This window comes from Blautia massiliensis (ex Durand et al. 2017) (genome assembly GCF_051861785.1).
GTDB lineage: Bacteria > Bacillota > Clostridia > Lachnospirales > Lachnospiraceae > Blautia_A > Blautia_A luti_A.
The window spans coordinates 2,664,602-2,682,800 of the sequence record NZ_CP146725.1 but is presented as its reverse complement, the minus strand read 5'-3'; the positions used below and the strand labels follow the sequence as shown (position 1 = coordinate 2,682,800).

The window sequence follows — 18,199 nt, the reverse complement described above, 5'->3', positions numbered from 1 at the left end:
CTGCTTAAAAACTGTACTTCTGTTACTTGTGTGTGTCCACATCCTGATACTGTCTCACATAACTGTTTCCTTCCGTGGTATAGGTCTGTATCTGATCCTCCGAAGGATATTTCATTCCAAGCTCGCCGATAGCTTTTTTCTTGATCTCGCTGATATCCACTGCAGAAGTGACCTGACTGTAATATGCATCGTTATCTTCTTTCAGCTGTGCAAGCTCAGATTCCAGATTTGCAACATTTTTCATACTCGCCGTGATTTTGGATTTTACCTGAAGATAATTGATACAGGTAAAAAGTACCGCGATGGAAACTGCCGTAAGAAACAGAACGAACCCCTTGTTCATGGCCATTGCCTTTTCCCGGTTCCGCTGTGCCTGTCTGCTTACCACCTGTTTTGCCGGTGTCATAGGTACTGCGGATTTCTGTTTTCTTTTCTGAGCCAGCCGTCGCCTTTCCTGTATCTCGGGCAGATCAGTCCTCTGAGGAACCTCCTGCAGCCGTTTTACCGCATTTCCCTGAACATACATTTCTCTGCTGTTCCTGACGGTATTTCGATTTCTTCTGGCTGTAGTCCCTCTTCCTGTCTTCGCCATTTGCCTACCTTCCATCTCTCAACTACATTTTCCGTTCAAAAATACGAAGCTTCGCACTTTTGGATCTCGGATTCTCTTCCATTTCCTCTTTTCCCGGTAAGATCGGTTTCCTTGTGATCACCTTACCCTTGGATTTCTTTCCGCATACGCAGACCGGAAAATCCGGCGGGCAGGTACAGGGATTTTCATTTTTTCGGAAAATGGTCTTAACGATCCTGTCTTCCAGAGAATGGAATGTAATGATACAGATCCTTCCTCCGTCATCCAGGAGATCGATCATGCCGTCCAGGGAATCCCGGAGCACGTCAAGCTCCCGGTTGAGCTCAATACGTATTGCCTGAAAAGTCCTCTTGGCCGGATGTCCTCCTGTAGCCTGTATTTTCATGGGGATCGCCCCCCGTATGATCTCTGTCAGTTCTCCGGTTGTCCGGATCGGTGCCTGCTCTCTGGCAGCCACAATGTGTTTCGCTATATTTTTTGCAAATTTATCTTCGCCGTAATCGCGGATAATCCGATACAGCTCCCGTTCCTCATAACCGTTGACTATATCACCGGCTGTACGGCTCTGTCTTCTGTCCATTCGCATGTCCAGAGGAGAATCGTACCGATAGGAAAAACCTCTCTCTTCATTATCCAGCTGATAAGATGACACTCCCAAATCCAGCAGGATCCCGTCCACCTTCTCAATGCCACGGGATCTCAGCTCATCTGCCATGTAACAATAATTGCTGCGAATGATTGTCACCTGATTAAAGGCTGACAGCCGTTCACTCGCAGCAATTATCGCATCCTGGTCTTGATCTATGCCAATAAATCTCCCCTTGGCAGAAAGTTTCTTACACACCTCTGTGGCGTGTCCCGCTCCTCCTAAAGTGCCATCCACATAGATTCCATCCGGCTTTACCCTTAAGCCGTCAATGGTCTCATTGAGTAATACAGATTTATGCTTAAATTCCATATCCGTCTCCTGTGGGATTTCTACCTGCGTTATGCTCAAATGACGATTCCTATGTTCTGCATGCTTTCCGCAATGCTGTCCATATCATCATAATTGCAGTTCTCGCTCCACTTCTCTTTGCTCCAAACCTCGATCCGGTTCAGATTACCCGTAAGCACCACATCCTTATCCAGACCAGCGAACTGGCGCAGCGTCTGCGGCACCAGGATTCTTCCCTGCTTATCCAGCTGACATGTTGTAGCTCCGGCTACAAAGAAACGTGAAAAGGTTCTTGCGTCTTTATTTGTAAGTGGTAATGCTCGGAGTTTCTCTTCAAAAGCAACCCATTCATCCATCGGATAAATAGAAAGGCAACCATCCAACCCTCTTGTCAGTACGAACTCTTCCCCTAAGAGTTCCCTGAACCTGGAAGGGATGATCAGACGCCCCTTCGCGTCGATCGTATGATTATACTCGCCCATGAACATGAAACCCACCTACTCTCGTGAAACACGATTCTCCCCTTCGTGCTTCCAGGGTGCAAATGGTGTGTTCTGCCACTCATCCCCATTCGCTACCACTATTCACCACTTTCTACCACTTATGTAATCATTCTAAACTATTTACCATGAAAAAACAAGTGCATATCCAAGTTTTTTTTCATTTCATGAAATATCCACAGGTTTTTTTTCAACCTGTTTATTTTCTGTGCATTATTATGAAATGAAAAAGCTTCCGGACAGTCGCCGGAAGCTTTTTTCTGACTTTATGTTCTGTTATTTTATGACATTTTAAAGACCTTTGAACGCAAAGGAAAATTTCATCTTTCCATTGGTATCCAGAAGGTATTCCGGATGGGGGCGGGCACCCCAGCTGTCATCTCCTCCAACACCCATCTGCGCCTTTGCGGCACGGACAACGGTATAATGGATTGCCGGAAGCTCATAGGGATGCATGGCATTTTCCATTTCATGAGGAGTATATGGAAGTGCCGAGAACATCATCGGGCCGTTTTCTTTATCCATCTCAAAGAGCATTCCTCTGCCCTTTCTGTCTGTGATCTTTGCCCAGCGTACTTCCTCTTTGTTTCCGCATTCCTGCGGCACAAGATAGCGTGCCATATTGTCTGTCACGAGATTCTCATAAATGCCTAGCTTTGCGCCATGCTTCCGGTCTGCATAAGTCTCTGCCGGTCCCAGGCCGTACCACTGAACATGATCATAATCCGCATTGAATTTAAAGAGTACTCCGAACTCCGGCATATCGCCCAGCTCTTTTACAGGATCATAGGTCAGCGTTGTCTTTACTCTTCCATTTCCGGTTACCTCATAGGCAAGACGGCATTCACTGGCAGGTGTAGTTGGCAGGATGTAGGTAAAAGCAACCTCCACGCTGTTTTCGTGAACCGTTGTCTCCGGAGCATTGGCCGGACCATACATGCCTTTTCGGTAATCCTTATGACTTGCGTACATGCTGGCGATCTTCCACTGTGCATAGCGCATCTGCATCAGACTTCCGCAATCATTATCTGTAGGTGCTCTCCAGAAGTTGGGCTTCGGAATCGCTTCGATCATTTCTCTTCCTGCATATTTATACGAAACCAGACCACCATTGAGAACGGAAAACAGCACTTCAAAATTTTCCCCGCGGACACCGATGTTATGAAGGCTTCTCACAAGCTCCACGCCACACGCAGGAGCTTCCGGTGTTCCTTCCACCTGATAAACATACTGGCCGAAAGCAACCTCATGTCCTGCCTCTGCCCAAAGTGTTTTTTCTCTGAGAAGGAAGGCTACGGTTACCGTATATTCGCCCGGGCGCTGCTGTTTTCCAAATGGAAGTCTGTAGGTCTGCTGGCTTAAAGGCTCCACCGCTGTATCCAGTGTCTCTGTGCGGAGAACATGACCGTTCTTTGCAAGAGTCACTTCACATCGGAATGTGTCCGTATTTACAAAAAGATTTTTGTTGATGATCTTAACAGAATCCTCACTTACCTGCGCAGTGATATTCTGGTAGTTGAATTTTACCTCCTGCATCTTTGGTGAAGCATCTCTGTCTCCGCCGTATGCGATACCGTTTCCACTGAAATTGTAATCTGTAGGACGTTCACCGAAGTCTCCTCCGTATGCCTGGAATTCTTTACCGTAACGGTCTTTTTTGTAAATAGACTGATCAATGTAATCCCAGATAAAGCCACCCTGATATTTCGGTTCTGTATCTGTAAGATCTGTATATTTATGCATTGCACCGCAGGAATTTCCCATTGCATGGGTATACTCACAGCAAATAAACGGCTTGCTGTCATCCTTTGCAAGGAACTCCCGGATCGCTTCTACGGAAGGATACATCTGGCTTTCCATGTCACTGGTGGCATTGTAGCTGCGGTCATGGAAAACCCCCTCATAATGTACCAGTCTTGTAGGATCATTCTTGTGGTAGAACTCAGACATCTCAAAGATATCTTTTCCACCAAAGGATTCATTTCCACAGGACCAGATCAGGATCGCCGGGTGGTTCTTGTCACGCTGATACATGGAATTTACACGGTCCAGCATCATGCCCAGCCATTCCGGTTTGTTGTGCGGAACGATATCCGTGTGATCTCCGGTAAATTCTGCTATATCCCAGGTTCCGTGAGACTCCAGATTGTTTTCTGCGATCATGTAAATACCATATTCATCACAGAGACGGTAGATCGGAGATGCATCCGGATAATGACAGGTACGGATCGCATTGATGTTGTTCTGTTTCATGATCACGATGTCTTTGAGCAGTTCCTCCCGGGATACATGTCTTCCTGTGACAGAGCTGAACTCATGGCGGTTCACACCCTTGAATACGATACGTTTTCCGTTAAGGGTCATGATACCATCCTTCATTTCAAAACGGCGGAAACCGACTTTCTCCGGGATGATCTCCTGGAGCTTTCCGCTTTCATCACTGATCTCCAGCTCCAGATCATAGAGATTCGGCTCTTCTGCACTCCAGAGAAGGGGATCCTGAATCTCCCAGGTACAGGTATCCTCTCCGTTCAGAGATTTTTCCTCCTGCAAAAGGATCTCTCCCTTTCCGGAAAGTGTAAGCTTCATTTTTCCTTTTCCCCAGGTACTGGTCACGATCTCAAGCTCGGCTTTTTTGAGCGTTTCATCCGGAATGGCACGGATCCTGAGATCATATACATGGACATCCGGTACCGTAAACAGATAAACATCTCTGTAAATTCCGGAAAAACGGTAAAAATCCTGATCCTCGCACCAGCTGCTGGCTGTCCATTTAAACACCTGTGCCGCCAGCTTGTTCTCGCCGTCCTTCAGATATTCCGTAAGCTCGAATTCTGACGGAGTAAAAGAATCTTCACTGTATCCCACAAATTTTCCATTGAGCCACAGAGCCAGGCCGCTCTCTGCTCCCTGGAATGAAACAAATACTCTTTTTCCTTTCATGCTCTCCGGCACATGGAAATATCTCACATAGCTTGCCACCGGGTTAAAACGTTCCGGGATCTGTCCCGGATGAAGTTCTTCATGGCCTTCCCACGGATACTGGACATTGGCATACTGCGGTGCATCATATCCTTCCATCTGGATATGTGCCGGCACATAAATGTCCGCCCAGTCCTTACAGGAATATGCTTCTTCCTCAAAGCCTGGGATAGCAGATGCATAATTCCGTGCATAATGGAACTTCCAGAGACCATTCAGACTGTGACGGAAAGAAGTTTTCCCATCTTCTCTCTCTTCCTCACAGCGATAATATGTATGATCTGAGTGGGCATCCATTCTTCCGTCGCTGAAATACCGGGGATCTTTTAACAGAGAATGATCAAATTTTTTCATTTTTTCCTCCTGACCGGCAGATTCTGTTTTTTCTGCCGGATCCTTCGTTTTTATGCTATGATCATTATAGTATAATCCACCGGATTATGGTATAATATGTTTCGCCAAAATATATAACATTTAGAAACAGGTGAATATCATGTCGATCTATTTCAGAAACACTCCGGTCAGTGCTCCCTTCATGTTTGAATCTCTTGGGAACCACTGGAATCAGGTTAATATCTTCCGTCCGGACGGATATCCGTATTATCATTACCTCCAGACTGAAAAGGGTACCGGACGCATTGAAGTCCGTGGAAAATTTTATACTCTCGGAGCCAACGAAGGCATCCTCATTGCCCCCGGGGTCCCTCATTCCTATCACAGGGAGTCTACTTCCTGGACCACGATGTTTGCCACCTTCACAGGAGCACTGGCAGGCAGCATTCCTTCCATGACAGACAACCAGGAAGTGATCCTTATCGAAAAGGAACAGGGGGCCAGTATCCGGAAAATGATTTCTTCTACCTTGCGTAAATATCATCATCCCACACCGGATATGAAATCTCTTTCTTCCGACTGCTATAATTTTCTTATGAATTTTACAGACTGTGCAGCTTCTCCGAAGATACAGGATAATCCTCTCTATCAGAGATATGTGATCCCGGTAATAAAAGAAATCGAAACCGGTTATCAGCAGGATATCACTGCAGTGCAGCTGAGCCGGAGCGTTTTTGTCTCTCCGCAGTATCTTTCCCGTCTGTTCCGCCGTTTTATGGGCTGCTCGGTTTACGAGTACGTTACCATGTACCGCATCAGCCGCGCCCGGGAGCTTCTGCTTTCCAGACCGGATATGAAGATCCAGGATGTTGCCGGCGCTTCCGGATTTTCCGATGCCAGCCACTTTATCGCCATGTTCCGTAAAGTCACAGGCACAACTCCTCTGGATTTCCGAAAGATGTACTGATATATTCCTACTGCACAGCACAAAAACTGCCCTGCCGGAAACGTCGTAGAAGACGTTTTCCTGCAGGGCAGTTTTCTGCTGCTCTTATCAGCCAAATGCCGGTATCCTGTCCTATATTCTGACCCATCAGACAAAAGCATCTGTATCCTATATCTGTTTGATCTCAGTTTCCGTAATATAATTCCAGAATACGGTCAACTCTTTGGCTGGCCTCCAGATTCTTCAGAAGATCGCTCCTGCTCCTGATCTGGCTGTCCAGCTTCTTCCGTTCCTCCTGCAGCTGCTGCAAAAGTGACGCTTTCCGAAGAGCTTCCTCTTTCTTCTGTATCTCGTTCTGATCCATTTTTTTCTCCCTGTACAGTCTCTGTTTCCAGATTCTCTGCTACATTTTCCCGTTGCTGTTCCGCTTCTTTCTCTGCCTGCTGATCTTTCTCGATCCTTCTCATCCGTACTTTTGCCCGCTTTCTGGACATCACGCGTTTCACTGCAACTACCACGGTACAAAGAACAAAAAGTATTACCGAGATCACCAGTGAAACATCCACGCCGGTTCCCGGAAACAGTATTTTATCTGTGCGGAACCACTGGATCACTGCTCTTCCAAGACCATAGCCTGCCAGATATCTCAGAAAGATCTCTCCCTGAAATACTTTTTTGCGAAGCAGCATCATAAGCACCAAAAGCACAAGCAGACACCAGAGACTTTCGTAGAAAAACAAGGGCTGTACCAAAATCCAGGTACCACCGTCCACAGTTTGAAGCTTTTCACGCATAGCCGTGGTGACCTCTCCTGCCCGTACCGCAGTCAGCGGCAGCTGCATGGAAAAAATGTTGTCTGCATATTCCCCGAAAGATTCTCTGTTAAAAAAGCTTCCCCACTTTCCTATTATCTGCCCGATCAGAAGTCCCATGCAGGCAAGATCTGCCATCTGCCAGAAGGATTTCTTTCGGATCCTGCAGTAGACCGCACCACCCAGCACACCGCCCAGAAGTCCGCCATAAAACATAAGTCCTCCGGACCGTATATTCAGAAGCTGTCCCGGATCATTTTTATAAAGGCTCCAGGAAAAAGCCGCATAAAGCAGCCTTGCCCCTGCCACACCGGAAAGCAGCGTTATGATGGCCAGATCCAGATATGCATCCGGATCTTCATGATTTCTTCTGGCTTCCAGTACCACAAAAAAGATTCCCAGAAGCATTCCTATCGCGATCAGGACGCCATAGATCGTGATCTCAAAGCCAAAGATCTCAAAGGATCTCGGCACATGATCCAAAACCAGATTTAATCCGGGAAACCGAATTGACATATCCATAAAATCACCTGTTATAATTTTTTAGCTTACAGCCGGTATTTCACAGACGTTGGTGATCACACGTTAAATCTGAATAAGATCACATCTCCGTCCTGTACAACGTACTCTTTTCCTTCCATACGTACAAGGCCCTTCTCTCTGGCACCTGCATAGGAACCGCAATCCAGAAGATCCTGATAATTCACAACCTCTGCTTTGATAAATCCACGTTCAAAGTCTGTGTGGATCTTACCTGCTGCCTGCGGTGCCTTGGTTCCGATCTTGATGGTCCATGCTCTTGTCTCATCCTCTCCTGCTGTCAGGAAACTCATAAGTCCAAGAAGGTGATAGCTTGCGCGCACCAGCTTCTCAAGGCCGGATTCTGTCAGTCCCAGATCCTCAAGGAACATCTTTCTCTCATCCTCATCCAGCTCGGAGATCTCCTCCTCGATCTGCGCACAGATCACAAATACCTCGCTGTTCTGTTTGGCAGCGTATTCACGTACTGCCTGTACATACTGATTGTTCGCCCCATCATCTGCGATATCATCCTCTGCAACGTTAGCCGCATAGATCACCGGTTTTGCAGTAAGAAGATTATAGGTTGCAAGCCATGCATCCTCATCTTCGTTCTCTGTTTCCAGAGTAATGGCAAGCTGTCCCTCTTCCAGATGCGCCTTTACTTTTTCAAGGAATGTAAGCTCTTTGGCAGCTTCCTTATCCATACGTGCAGTCTTGGTAACCTTGGCAATTCTTCTCTCGAGGATCTCAAGATCAGAGAAAACAAGCTCCAGATTAATAGTCTCGATATCGCGGAGCGGATCAATGCTTCCATCTACATGAACAACATTGGAATCCTCAAAGCAACGTACCACGTGAACGATAGCATCTACCTCACGGATATTTGCAAGGAACTGGTTTCCAAGTCCCTCTCCCTTAGATGCGCCTTTTACAAGACCTGCAATATCGACGAATTCGATCACTGCCGGTGTTACTTTTTTTGATTTATAAAAATCTCCGAGAAGATTCAGTCTCTCATCCGGAACGGTTACAACACCCACATTGGGGTCGATAGTACAGAACGGATAGTTTGCGGATTCTGCTCCGGCTTTTGTCAGTGAATTGAATAATGTACTTTTTCCTACGTTAGGAAGACCTACGATTCCTAATTTCATCTCTCTATATACTTCCTTTCGATATATTTATTTACAGTATTTTTCAGATACTCTTTAAACAGGCCTTTCCGTTTTTCAGGCCATTCCTGTCCCATATTACCATACACAGCCTGAAATCGCAACTGTGAGGCATTTATTGTTACTGTCAGTCCCTGGACATGATCATCAGAAGCTGCCCGCTTTCATACAGGATCTCTGCGGTTTCTTCCGAAATCTCATTGCTGGCGGTCAGGCCACTGTCTTCTACTGTCAGATGATATCCGTTCAGCGGATACTTAAATCCCCTCAGAGTGAGGCCTGTCACATCACCTCCCACAGTAAAGAATGAAACATATTTTCCAAACTGCTCCTCTCTGTGCAGTATGGTTCCGCTTTCTGCAAGTGTGATATAATTCCACTGATCTGCGATCGCAATACGAACGCCCTGTTCCTTACCCATGGAAAGCAGTCCCAGATTCGCCAGCACATGATCCAGCCTTGTGCCGGTAGCTCCCAGGATCAGGATATCCTTTGCACCCTTGCGGATCATCTGGTTTACCGCAGACTGTGTATCCGAATCATCCTTCTCTGGCTTCAGCCTGATGATCTCCGGTCCCTTCAGGCTTTCCATATATTTTTGGCCTTCTTCGGAAAGACTGTCAAAATCCCCAATTGCAAGATCCGGAATAAATTCCCGGTTTTTCATAAACCATTCCATCCCCTTATCTGCAGCAACAAGAGTGATTTTCTCTCCCCGGCTTTCTTCTATTCTTTTTTTTAAAAAATCGAGGGCAAAACCATTCTGGATATTGCCCCCGCTGATTATTATTGTATCGATCATTTTCAGTCCAGCTCTTTTTTGATATTGTGGATTTTTTCTGTAATGTGTCTTACATTGGCTGCCACATCGCCCTTAAATACCCAGGAACCTGCGACCATGAGGTTTGCACCGGCACGCATAACCGTCTCCAGTGTATCATCATTGATACCACCATCTACCTGGATATCAACATCCAGCTCTTCTTCATCAATAAGCTCACGAAGCTCCTGGATCTTCTCCGTGCATTCGTCCATGTATTTCTGTCCGCCAAATCCTGGCTGAACAGTCATTATCAGCACCATATCCACATCTTCAAGAAGATGGCTGATGTCATTTACCGGTGTGGATGGCTTGATCGAAACTGCCGCCTTTACCCCTGCTGCCCTGATCTGCTCCAGTGTACGCTCCAGATCCTCACATGCCTCCGCATGTACAGTAATGGAATCTGCTCCACATTCTACAAAATCGCGGATATATCTTTCCGGTTCTGTTACCATCAAATGTACGTCGAAAAACATGTTGGATTCTTTCCGGATCGATTTGATCACCGGCATTCCAAAAGAAATGCTGGGAACAAAATCTCCATCCATAACATCAATATGCAGATATTCAACGCCTTCCTTTTCCAGAATTTTGATCTGTTCTCCCAGTCTGTTAAAATCTGCTGATAAGATCGACGGGCACAATCGGTATTCCATGACTCAGTATCTCCTTTTCTCTTTTAATTCCTGGTGCAGCTCCAGATAATCTTCATATCGGAGTCTGCTGATCTCATTGTTCTCAAGGGCTTCCTTAACAGCGCAGCCCGGTTCATGTATGTGACGGCACCCCTGAAAGCGGCACTGTCCTTCATATCTTCGGAACTCCGGAAAGTAATCCTTCAGTTCCTGCTCCTCCATATTTTCAATATATAAGGAGGAAAATCCCGGCGTATCCACAAGGAATGTATTCTGTGCCACCGGTATGATCTGTGCATGGCGCGTGGTATGTTTTCCCCGTTTCAGCTTACGGCTGATCTCACCGGTTTCCATCTCCACTTCTTCCTGAAGGGAATTTGTAAGAGAAGATTTTCCCACGCCGGATGGGCCGGCAACCACAGTTGTCCTGCCCTGAAGCACTTCTTCGATCTCGTCGAGTCCTTCTCTCTTCAGGGCACTTGACAGGATCACCTGATAGCCGCAGCTCTGGTATGTTTCATAGAGAAATTCCAGCTCTTCTGTTGTTGCCAGATCTTTTTTGTTAAAACAGATGACTGCCGGAACACCTTTCCTCTCCATCATAATGAGGAAACGATCCAGAAGCATGAAGTTCGGCTTCGGATTATCCATGGCAAATATCACCAGTGCCTGATCTACATTGGCCACAGCCGGACGGATCAGAGAATTCTTCCGCTTGTGGATCTCCGTCACACTTCCCTCCAGTTCCTTTTCATCCAGAACTGTAATGTCCACATTGTCACCTACCAGAGGCTTGAATTTATCCTTACGGAAAATTCCCTTGGCTCTGCATTCATATGTATTACCGTCTTCTGCATATACGTAATAGAATCCGGCAATACCTTTGATTATCTTTCCCTGCATGATCACTCAGCTTTCTTGAATGTAACCGTGTAGGTTCCAAGCTGCTGATAATCTCCGTTCATCTCTTCATAGAGATAGATAGTTCCTGATGTAACGCCCTCAGCACCTGAGATATCAAGCTGATACGGGAAACTGATATTCTGTCCGTCAATGATGGTGGATGCCTTAGGCTCACCGTTTACGTCCTGGATCAGTTCCAGACGGATCGCGCCTCCATTGTAGCCGGACGGGGTATCCAGTGTCTGTGTACATTTCCAGCCTGTGTTTGCATTGACATCTGCTGTAGATGTAGTTGTAGATACTGTGCTGTCCGCAGATGCTGTACTGTCTGTGGATGCTGTACTGTCTGTAGATGCTGTACTGTCTGTAGATGCTGTACTATCTGCAGATGCTGCGCTGTCTGTGGATGGAGCCTTGTCACCGGAGCTGATGGTAATGCTGATCGGCTGATCCGGGTCCGCTGCCGCATAGGCTTCCGGATCCTGTGCGATAACTGTACCTGCAGCTTCTGTACTCTGCTGTTCTGTTATCTGGATATCAATAAATTTACCTAAAGTAGTAAGTGCATCATCCTTGGTCATTCCCACAACACTCGGGACCTCAGCATTATCACCATAATCAACCCCCCGGCTGACTGTCAGTGTCACAGAAGAGCCTGCCTGCACAGAAGTACCTGCTGCCGGCTCGACATTGTAAACATATCCCGGATCTACCAGTGCATATCCGTTGTCATCTGTGTCGCTGTATTCTTTCTGGACATTTACCTGAAGTCCAAGATCTTCCAGAGTCTGCTGTGCATCGATTCCTGTACGTCCATCCAGATCCGGGATCGTAACCTGTGCTGTTCCGGTGCTTACCCAGTATTTCACAGTTGTGTTGGCTTCAACCTGTGTTCCCGCAGCTGTCTGCTGACGGGAAATCCTGCCTTTTTCCTGATCGGATGCCTCCTCACCGGCCATCTGGACACCCAGATGTGCATCGTTTGCAAGTGTTTTAGCCTCTTCCTCTGTCTTGCCTACAAGATCAGGAACGGTTACCAGACCGTCAGCTGCTGATTTCTGCTTCGCCTCTGCCTTGCTGCTGTCTGCCGCTCCGCTGCTGCCGGTTCCAAACAGTCCTGCGGCACGTCCAAGCACTACCACAAGAACGATCAGAAGGGCTGCCCCGCCGATCAGTGCCGCAATAGTCAGGCCTCTTCCGGAACCATGATGCTTCTTTTTCTTTCCGGATCTATGCTCAGATCTCGGTCTGTATTCTTCCTCTGCATCATCGTAATCGTTATCATCGTATTTTTCTTCCTCAAGTGCGGTGATCTCCGGTTTTGCGATCTGCTTCGGTGTATGTTTGATCTCACCAAGCTCTTCTTCTGAGATCACAACCGTCTTGGCATCGTTGTCAACTGTAGTAAGCTTTACAAAATCGCCCTGGGGATCGATCAGAGAATGCTTCAGGTCTGCGATCACATCCTCCATACGGCTGTAACGACGATCTACACTTTTCTGTGTACATTTCAGAATGATCTGCTCCAGACTGTACGGAAGGTCCGGTGTATAAACACTTGGCGGAACCATCTCTTCCTGCAGATGCTTGATAGCGATCGCCACAGTGGTATCTCCGTCAAAAGGAACTCTTCCTGTGACCATCTCATACAGTGTGATTCCAAGAGAATAGATATCGCTCTTCTCATCGCTGTATCCGCCTCTCACCTGCTCAGGTGAGCTGTAATGTACAGATCCCATTACATTGGAGCTGATCGTATTGGAAGATGCAGCTCTGGCAATTCCAAAGTCTGTCACCTTTACTTTACCATCTGTGGAGATAATGATATTCTGAGGTTTCACATCTCTGTGAACGATACCATGGTTGTGTGCCGCCTCCAGACCCATAGAAACCTGGATTGCGATACTTGTAGCCTCTTTAATGGAAAGCTTTCCCTTCTTGGAGATGTATTCCTTCAGAGTGATACCCTCGATCAGTTCCATAACAATGTAATAAACACCGCCGTCATCTCCTACGTCAAATACATTGACGATATTCGGATGTGTAAGACCAGCTGCCGCCTGGGCCTCACTTCTGAATTTCTTTATAAACGTGGTGTCTTCCCGAAACTCCGGTTTCAGGACCTTCACGGCAACAAAACGGTTCAGCTTATGGTCCATAGCCTTATAGACATCTGCCATTCCGCCAGTTCCGATTTTTCCTACGATCTCATAGCGCTCGGCTATGATCATTCCCGTCTTCAACATGCTTCCACCTCATTCGTGAATGGCTCTACCAGTACGACTGCAATATTATCCTTACCACCATTCTGATTTGCTTCCCGAAGGAGCGCACTGCCCTTCTGATCAATATCTGCTTCCGGATCGGATATGATCTCCTGGATCTTCTCATCTTCAACCATATTGCTGAGACCGTCTGAACACATCAGGATCGTACATCCTTTTTCAAGTTTCAGATCAAAGAAATCCACATCCACCGTTTTCTCTGCGCCAAGTGCCCTTGTAATGATGTTCTTATCTGGATGATTCCGTGCTTCCGCTTCGCTGATCTCGCCCATTCTCACCATTTCCTGTACCAGGGAATGATCTCTGGTGACCTGGCGGATCCCGTCCTGGATCACATATAAACGGCTGTCACCCACATTGGCTACATAGGCATACTGATCTACAATAGTCGCCACCACCATAGTGGTTCCCATGCCCCGGAGGTTTTCGTCTTCCTGCGCACGGTTTCTGATCTCCGTGTTCGCAGCTTCGATCGCATGACGAATAACCTTCACAGGATTGTAATCCGCATCTTCACGGATTTCATCCACAAGGATCCGTACTGCATGTGAGGATGCATAGTCACCGGCGTTATGGCCGCCCATTCCGTCCGCGACTGTGAAAAGATTAGGCAGATTTCCAACCGGACCTTCAGATGCAAACACGTAATCCTGATTCATCTTCCGCTTCTGCCCTACATCAGTAGCTGAGTATATCCTCATGTCACTTCTCGCTTTCTGTTTTTTCCATGTAACTTTTTCTTAGCTGTCCACAGGCACCGTCGATATCGCTGCCCATTTCCCTTCTAATAGTAACATTAATTCCGTATTTTTCAAGTTTTATTTTGAAATTCTCCACAGCCTGTCGAGTAGACCTCACATAGGAGCGTTCCTTGATGGGATTGACCGGAATCAGATTTACATGGCAATTGATGCCTTTTATACGGCCTGCCAGCTGTCTCGCATCTTCTTCACTGTCGTTGACGCCGGCTACAAGACTGTACTCAAAGGTGATCCTTCGGCCTGTTTTGTCAAAATAATTTCTGCAGGCATCCAGAACCTCATCCATGGAATACTTATTCGCGATCGGCATCAGTTCCTGTCGTTTTTCATCATTTGGAGCATGAAGGGAAAGTGCCAGAGTGATCTGAAGCTTTTCTTCAGCCAGATCATACATCTTCGGCACGATCCCGCAGGTAGAAACCGTCACATTTCTCTGACTGATCCCAAGACCGTTTTCGTCGGTAAGGATCCGGACAAAACGGACAAGATTGTCATAATTATCCATCGGCTCACCGGTTCCCATCACAACTACATTGGCCACACGTTCACCGGTATCTGCCTGGATACGGTAAATCTGATCCAGCATCTCGGACGGCTTCAGGCATCTGGTCAGTCCTCCGATGGTAGATGCACAGAATCTGCATCCCATACGGCAGCCTACCTGAGAAGAAATGCACACAGAATTTCCGTGGTGATACCGCATGAGAACACTCTCGATCACATTTCCATCTTCCAGCCGGAACAGATATTTTCTGGTTCCGTCAATTTTTGAGATCCTTACATCTGCCTGGGTCAGTGCTGTGATCGGATAAGCCGAAAGCTTTTCCCTGAGGCTTTTGGAAAGATTTGTCATTTCATCCCAGGAGGTAACCAGCTGCTGGTGAAGCCATGCATAGATCTGTTTCGCCCGGAAAGGCTTTTCACCGATCTTTGTCATGAATTCCTTCAATTCCTCCATGGTCATGGATTTTACATCTGTCATTTTCTGTTATTTCCTTCTGAATCTGGCAATAAAGAATCCATCTGTCTTATGTATTCCCGGCAGAAGCTGCAGATAGCCAAGCTTCGTGGATTTACAGTGCAGTTCCTCCGGAATATACGGATCCAGGCTTTCCAGCCGGTACGGATAATTCTTTAAAAACCATAATACATTTTCTTCGTTTTCTTCCCGGGCAATGGTACATGTGCTGAAGATCAGCGTTCCATCCGGTTTCACATACTTTGCAGCCTTATCCAGGATCATTCTCTGGAGCATTACGATCTCTTCCTGTTTCTGCGGAGTTGCCCGGTATTTGATTTCCGGTTTCTTGCCGATAACTCCATAACCGGAGCACGGTACATCTGCGATCACAATATCCGCAGCCTGTTCGGAATCCGGATCATATACCGTTGCATCCTGAACTCTGGCTTCCACATTGATCACTCCGGTCCTGTGGATGTTTTCTTTGATAAGATCTGCCTTATACTGACTTACATCTCTGGCATCCACATTTCCGTAATCCCCCATTTTGTCTGCCGCATGGATGCTTTTTCCACCTGGTGCAGCGCACATGTCGATGATATGGTCACCTTTTTTCGGACTTGCAGCTTCCGCTACAAGCATAGAGCTTACATCCTGCACCATGATCTTTCCCTGAAGGAAGGTCTCAAGTATCAAAATATGATTGTAATCGGAAATCTTCAGTGCATAGGGAAGATAAGGAGCCTGTTCTACTGTCACTCCCTGAGACTTCAAACTGGTGACGATCTCTCTCAGAGACGCCTTATGAGTACGGCACCGTACTGTGATCGGTCTTTCTGTCAGAAAATCCTCCAGGATCTTCTCCGTAGTCTTCACTCCGTAGGCTGCTTTCCATTTTTCTACCAGATATTCCGGCATGGAATATTTCACAGAAAGATAACGGACTTCGTTTTCTTCCCTGGAAGGAAGCTCCAGATCACCGATCTCTCTTGCAATCGTACGGAGCACCCCGTTGACAAAGGGCTTTAGATTATAAAAGCCTTTTCGCTGTGCCAGCTTTACCGCTTCATTGCATACTGCACTGTCCGGAACACTGTCCATAAATTTCAGCTGATATACCGCACTTCTCAGGATCTCACGGATCTGCGGTTTCATCTTGTTTACAGAAACCTTGGAAAAAGAATCGATGACATAATCAATATAGATCCTGTATTCCAGGGTTCCCTCACATACTCTTGTAATAAAGCTACGTTCCTGTTTCGGAAGAAACTGATATTTGGAAAGCGCATTCCGGATCGCAATATGGCTGTGCTCACCCTCCTCCTCGATCTGTAACAGGATCTCAAGGATCAGTTCTCTGGTATTTACTCCGCTGCTAATCACGATCTCTACCTCCTGCAAGGATAATCAGTCTCAGAAGCTGCAGAATAGATGCCGCCAGAGCTGCTACATAGGTAAGCGCTGCCGCTGTAAGTACTTTTCTTGCACCCTTTTTTTCATCTGCACCTAAGATACCTGTACTTTCCAGCATTTTAAGCGCTCTGGAAGACGCATTGATCTCAACCGGAAGTGTCACCAGCTGAAACAGTACTGCCAGTGAGAACAAAACAATTCCCAGAGTTACCAGCGGATCAATGGAAAAGATCAGTCCTGCGATAAACAGCGGCCATGAAAGCTGGGAACCAATATTTGCGGCAGGTACAATGGCTGAACGGATATTCAGTGGTGCATAATTGATCGCATCCTGGATCGCATGGCCACATTCATGTGCTGCCACCCCCACAGCCGCCAGAGAATTTCTTCCATAAATATCTTCTGAAAGGGAAACCGTTTTCGTTCTCGGATCATAGTGATCCGTAAGACTTCCGCGGATCGGAACCACCTGTACGTCTGTGATCCCAGCCGCTCTCAGGATCCTCTGTGCAGCTTCCGCACCGGTGATACCTGAATGACTCCGGACCTTTTTATAGACTGCAAAGGTACTGCGCAGCTTCGCGGATGCCGCAAGAGAAAGAAGCATTCCGATCACGAGCAAAAGAATCGTAGGGTCCATTCCCCATCCGTAATAACCATATCCGTACATAACTCATCACTCCCTGGAATCTCTGAACATGTCTCCTGGTTTCAACTGATATCCCCGAAGGAACGCATCCGCTTCCATGCGTTTTTTGCCTTCCAGCTGCACTTCATGGAGCACGAGTACCTTCTGGCCGCATGCTACCTGGATTCCTCCTTTGTCAGCGGCTATCACAGTTCCCGGTGCTTCCTGTGCCTGTTTTTCCAGAACAGAGCTCTTCCAGACCTTCAATGTTTTTCCATTGATAAAGGTAAAAGCGCTTGGCCATGGATCAAGGCCTCTTACCAGACGCTCCAGTTCTTCCGCATTTTTGCTGAAATCCAGAAGCCCCATTTTTTTGGAGATCATGGCAGCATATGGTGTTGGACTCTCCTCCGGCTGTTTCTCGCGGGTTGCAGTTCCGTCAAAAATGGACGGTAAAGTCTGTACCAGAAGCTCTGCACCTGCCTGTGCGAGCTTATCAAACAAGCTTCCACCTGTCTCATCTTTGGCAAGCGGAACCACGATCCTGGAAATCATATCACCGGTATCCAGACCGGTTCCCATCTGCATAATGGTAACGCCGGATTCTTTTTCACCATCGATCACCGCCTGCTGGATCGGTGCAGCTCCACGATATTTAGGAAGCAGAGACGCATGGATATTGATACATCCGAATCTCGGCATATCCAGGATACTCTTTGGAATGATCTGCCCGAATGCCGCAACAATGATGATGTCCGGTGCAAGATTTTTCAGTTCTTCCACAAATTCAGGATCTCTTACCTTCACCGGCTGCAGTACCGGGATCCCGTGTTTCAGTGCTTCTTCTTTTACAGGAGTAGGCATCATAGTTTTGCCTCTGCCCTTCGGTTTGTCCGGCTGTGTGATCACAGCCTCCACTTCATATCCGTTCTCTGCCAGTGCTGCAAGAGGCGCCACCGCAAAGTCCGGAGTTCCCATATAAATAATCTTCATA

At 47.0% G+C, this 18,199-nt stretch carries 16 protein-coding genes; 1 reads left to right on the top strand and 15 read right to left on the bottom strand.

Annotated elements, in window-relative coordinates:
* Nucleotides 1–22: 22 nt before the first annotated feature.
* The 4 genes from V9W66_RS12650 to V9W66_RS12635 all read right to left on the bottom strand — a co-directional run bounded on the left by V9W66_RS12650 (nucleotide 23) and on the right by V9W66_RS12635 (nucleotide 5,365).
* The gene (locus V9W66_RS12650; RefSeq protein WP_144093744.1) at nucleotides 23–592 is read right to left on the bottom strand and encodes a hypothetical protein; all 570 of its coding nucleotides are present in this window, start codon (nucleotides 590–592) and stop codon (nucleotides 23–25) included.
* Between the two features lie 22 nt (nucleotides 593–614).
* Nucleotides 615–1,550, bottom strand: coding sequence for a 16S rRNA (cytosine(1402)-N(4))-methyltransferase RsmH (gene rsmH, locus V9W66_RS12645; protein ID WP_015526106.1), 936 nt, complete (start codon nucleotides 1,548–1,550; stop codon nucleotides 615–617).
* A 35-nt stretch (nucleotides 1,551–1,585) separates the two neighbouring features.
* Nucleotides 1,586–2,017 (bottom strand): division/cell wall cluster transcriptional repressor MraZ, encoded by a 432-nt coding sequence (mraZ, locus tag V9W66_RS12640; RefSeq protein WP_021651636.1) that lies wholly within the window; start codon nucleotides 2,015–2,017, stop codon nucleotides 1,586–1,588.
* A 303-nt stretch (nucleotides 2,018–2,320) separates the two neighbouring features.
* Complete coding sequence (locus tag V9W66_RS12635) at nucleotides 2,321–5,365, bottom strand: glycoside hydrolase family 2 TIM barrel-domain containing protein (RefSeq protein WP_144093743.1); 3,045 nt, start codon at nucleotides 5,363–5,365, stop codon at nucleotides 2,321–2,323.
* Between the two features lie 139 nt (nucleotides 5,366–5,504).
* Between V9W66_RS12635 and V9W66_RS12630 the strand changes: the two genes are divergently transcribed.
* Nucleotides 5,505–6,311 (top strand): helix-turn-helix domain-containing protein, encoded by an 807-nt coding sequence (locus V9W66_RS12630; RefSeq protein WP_144093742.1) that lies wholly within the window; start codon nucleotides 5,505–5,507, stop codon nucleotides 6,309–6,311.
* 194 nt (nucleotides 6,312–6,505) lie between these two features.
* Here V9W66_RS12630 and lgt read toward each other — a convergent pair whose 3' ends face one another.
* The 11 genes from lgt to fmt form a co-directional block, all read right to left on the bottom strand.
* Nucleotides 6,506–7,624: a prolipoprotein diacylglyceryl transferase gene (lgt, locus tag V9W66_RS12625; protein WP_144093741.1), complete on the bottom strand. Its 1,119-nt coding sequence runs from the start codon at nucleotides 7,622–7,624 to the stop codon at nucleotides 6,506–6,508.
* A 56-nt stretch (nucleotides 7,625–7,680) separates the two neighbouring features.
* Nucleotides 7,681–8,778 carry a redox-regulated ATPase YchF gene (gene ychF, locus V9W66_RS12620; protein ID WP_022426886.1) on the bottom strand — a complete coding sequence of 366 codons (1,098 nt, stop codon included), beginning with the start codon at nucleotides 8,776–8,778 and terminating at the stop codon, nucleotides 7,681–7,683.
* 145 nt (nucleotides 8,779–8,923) lie between these two features.
* Nucleotides 8,924–9,598 (bottom strand): thiamine diphosphokinase, encoded by a 675-nt coding sequence (locus V9W66_RS12615; protein WP_144093740.1) that lies wholly within the window; start codon nucleotides 9,596–9,598, stop codon nucleotides 8,924–8,926.
* A 2-nt stretch (nucleotides 9,599–9,600) separates the two neighbouring features.
* Complete coding sequence (gene rpe / locus V9W66_RS12610) at nucleotides 9,601–10,275, bottom strand: ribulose-phosphate 3-epimerase (protein WP_015526113.1); 675 nt, start codon at nucleotides 10,273–10,275, stop codon at nucleotides 9,601–9,603.
* A gap of 3 nt (nucleotides 10,276–10,278) precedes the next feature.
* Nucleotides 10,279–11,157 (bottom strand): ribosome small subunit-dependent GTPase A, encoded by an 879-nt coding sequence (gene rsgA, locus V9W66_RS12605; protein WP_144093739.1) that lies wholly within the window; start codon nucleotides 11,155–11,157, stop codon nucleotides 10,279–10,281.
* 2 nt (nucleotides 11,158–11,159) lie between these two features.
* Nucleotides 11,160–13,403, bottom strand: a complete 2,244-nt coding sequence (gene pknB, locus V9W66_RS12600; RefSeq protein ID WP_144093738.1) for a Stk1 family PASTA domain-containing Ser/Thr kinase — start codon at nucleotides 13,401–13,403, stop codon at nucleotides 11,160–11,162.
* Nucleotides 13,397–14,143, bottom strand: a complete 747-nt coding sequence (locus tag V9W66_RS12595; protein ID WP_021651617.1) for a Stp1/IreP family PP2C-type Ser/Thr phosphatase — start codon at nucleotides 14,141–14,143, stop codon at nucleotides 13,397–13,399. The genes pknB and V9W66_RS12595 overlap by 7 nt, the downstream gene beginning before the upstream one ends.
* A gap of 1 nt (nucleotide 14,144) precedes the next feature.
* A complete protein-coding gene (gene rlmN, locus V9W66_RS12590; protein ID WP_118368809.1) occupies nucleotides 14,145–15,185 on the bottom strand; it encodes a 23S rRNA (adenine(2503)-C(2))-methyltransferase RlmN in 1,041 nt (346 codons plus the stop codon).
* 6 nt (nucleotides 15,186–15,191) lie between these two features.
* Nucleotides 15,192–16,544: a 16S rRNA (cytosine(967)-C(5))-methyltransferase RsmB gene (gene rsmB, locus V9W66_RS12585; RefSeq protein WP_144093762.1), complete on the bottom strand. Its 1,353-nt coding sequence runs from the start codon at nucleotides 16,542–16,544 to the stop codon at nucleotides 15,192–15,194.
* On the bottom strand, nucleotides 16,540–17,247 hold the full coding sequence (locus V9W66_RS12580) for a zinc metallopeptidase (protein WP_015526118.1): 708 nt from the start codon (nucleotides 17,245–17,247) through the stop codon (nucleotides 16,540–16,542). The genes rsmB and V9W66_RS12580 overlap by 5 nt, the downstream gene beginning before the upstream one ends.
* A gap of 6 nt (nucleotides 17,248–17,253) precedes the next feature.
* On the bottom strand, nucleotides 17,254–18,198 hold the full coding sequence (gene fmt / locus V9W66_RS12575) for a methionyl-tRNA formyltransferase (RefSeq protein WP_118623414.1): 945 nt from the start codon (nucleotides 18,196–18,198) through the stop codon (nucleotides 17,254–17,256).
* Between the last annotated feature and the right edge of the window lies 1 nt (nucleotide 18,199).

Coding starts and splice junctions, on each gene's coding strand:
- V9W66_RS12650 (WP_144093744.1), bottom strand. CDS start 592: ATGGCGAAGACAGGAAGAGGGACTACAGCCAGAAGAAATCGAAATACC.
- rsmH (WP_015526106.1), bottom strand. CDS start 1,550: ATGGAATTTAAGCATAAATCTGTATTACTCAATGAGACCATTGACGGC.
- mraZ (WP_021651636.1), bottom strand. CDS start 2,017: ATGTTCATGGGCGAGTATAATCATACGATCGACGCGAAGGGGCGTCTG.
- V9W66_RS12635 (WP_144093743.1), bottom strand. CDS start 5,365: ATGAAAAAATTTGATCATTCTCTGTTAAAAGATCCCCGGTATTTCAGC.
- V9W66_RS12630 (WP_144093742.1), top strand. CDS start 5,505: ATGTCGATCTATTTCAGAAACACTCCGGTCAGTGCTCCCTTCATGTTT.
- lgt (WP_144093741.1), bottom strand. CDS start 7,624: ATGGATATGTCAATTCGGTTTCCCGGATTAAATCTGGTTTTGGATCAT.
- ychF (WP_022426886.1), bottom strand. CDS start 8,778: ATGAAATTAGGAATCGTAGGTCTTCCTAACGTAGGAAAAAGTACATTA.
- V9W66_RS12615 (WP_144093740.1), bottom strand. CDS start 9,598: ATGATCGATACAATAATAATCAGCGGGGGCAATATCCAGAATGGTTTT.
- rpe (WP_015526113.1), bottom strand. CDS start 10,275: ATGGAATACCGATTGTGCCCGTCGATCTTATCAGCAGATTTTAACAGA.
- rsgA (WP_144093739.1), bottom strand. CDS start 11,157: ATGCAGGGAAAGATAATCAAAGGTATTGCCGGATTCTATTACGTATAT.
- pknB (WP_144093738.1), bottom strand. CDS start 13,403: ATGTTGAAGACGGGAATGATCATAGCCGAGCGCTATGAGATCGTAGGA.
- V9W66_RS12595 (WP_021651617.1), bottom strand. CDS start 14,143: ATGAGGATATACTCAGCTACTGATGTAGGGCAGAAGCGGAAGATGAAT.
- rlmN (WP_118368809.1), bottom strand. CDS start 15,185: ATGACAGATGTAAAATCCATGACCATGGAGGAATTGAAGGAATTCATG.
- V9W66_RS12580 (WP_015526118.1), bottom strand. CDS start 17,247: ATGTACGGATATGGTTATTACGGATGGGGAATGGACCCTACGATTCTT.
- fmt (WP_118623414.1), bottom strand. CDS start 18,198: ATGAAGATTATTTATATGGGAACTCCGGACTTTGCGGTGGCGCCTCTT.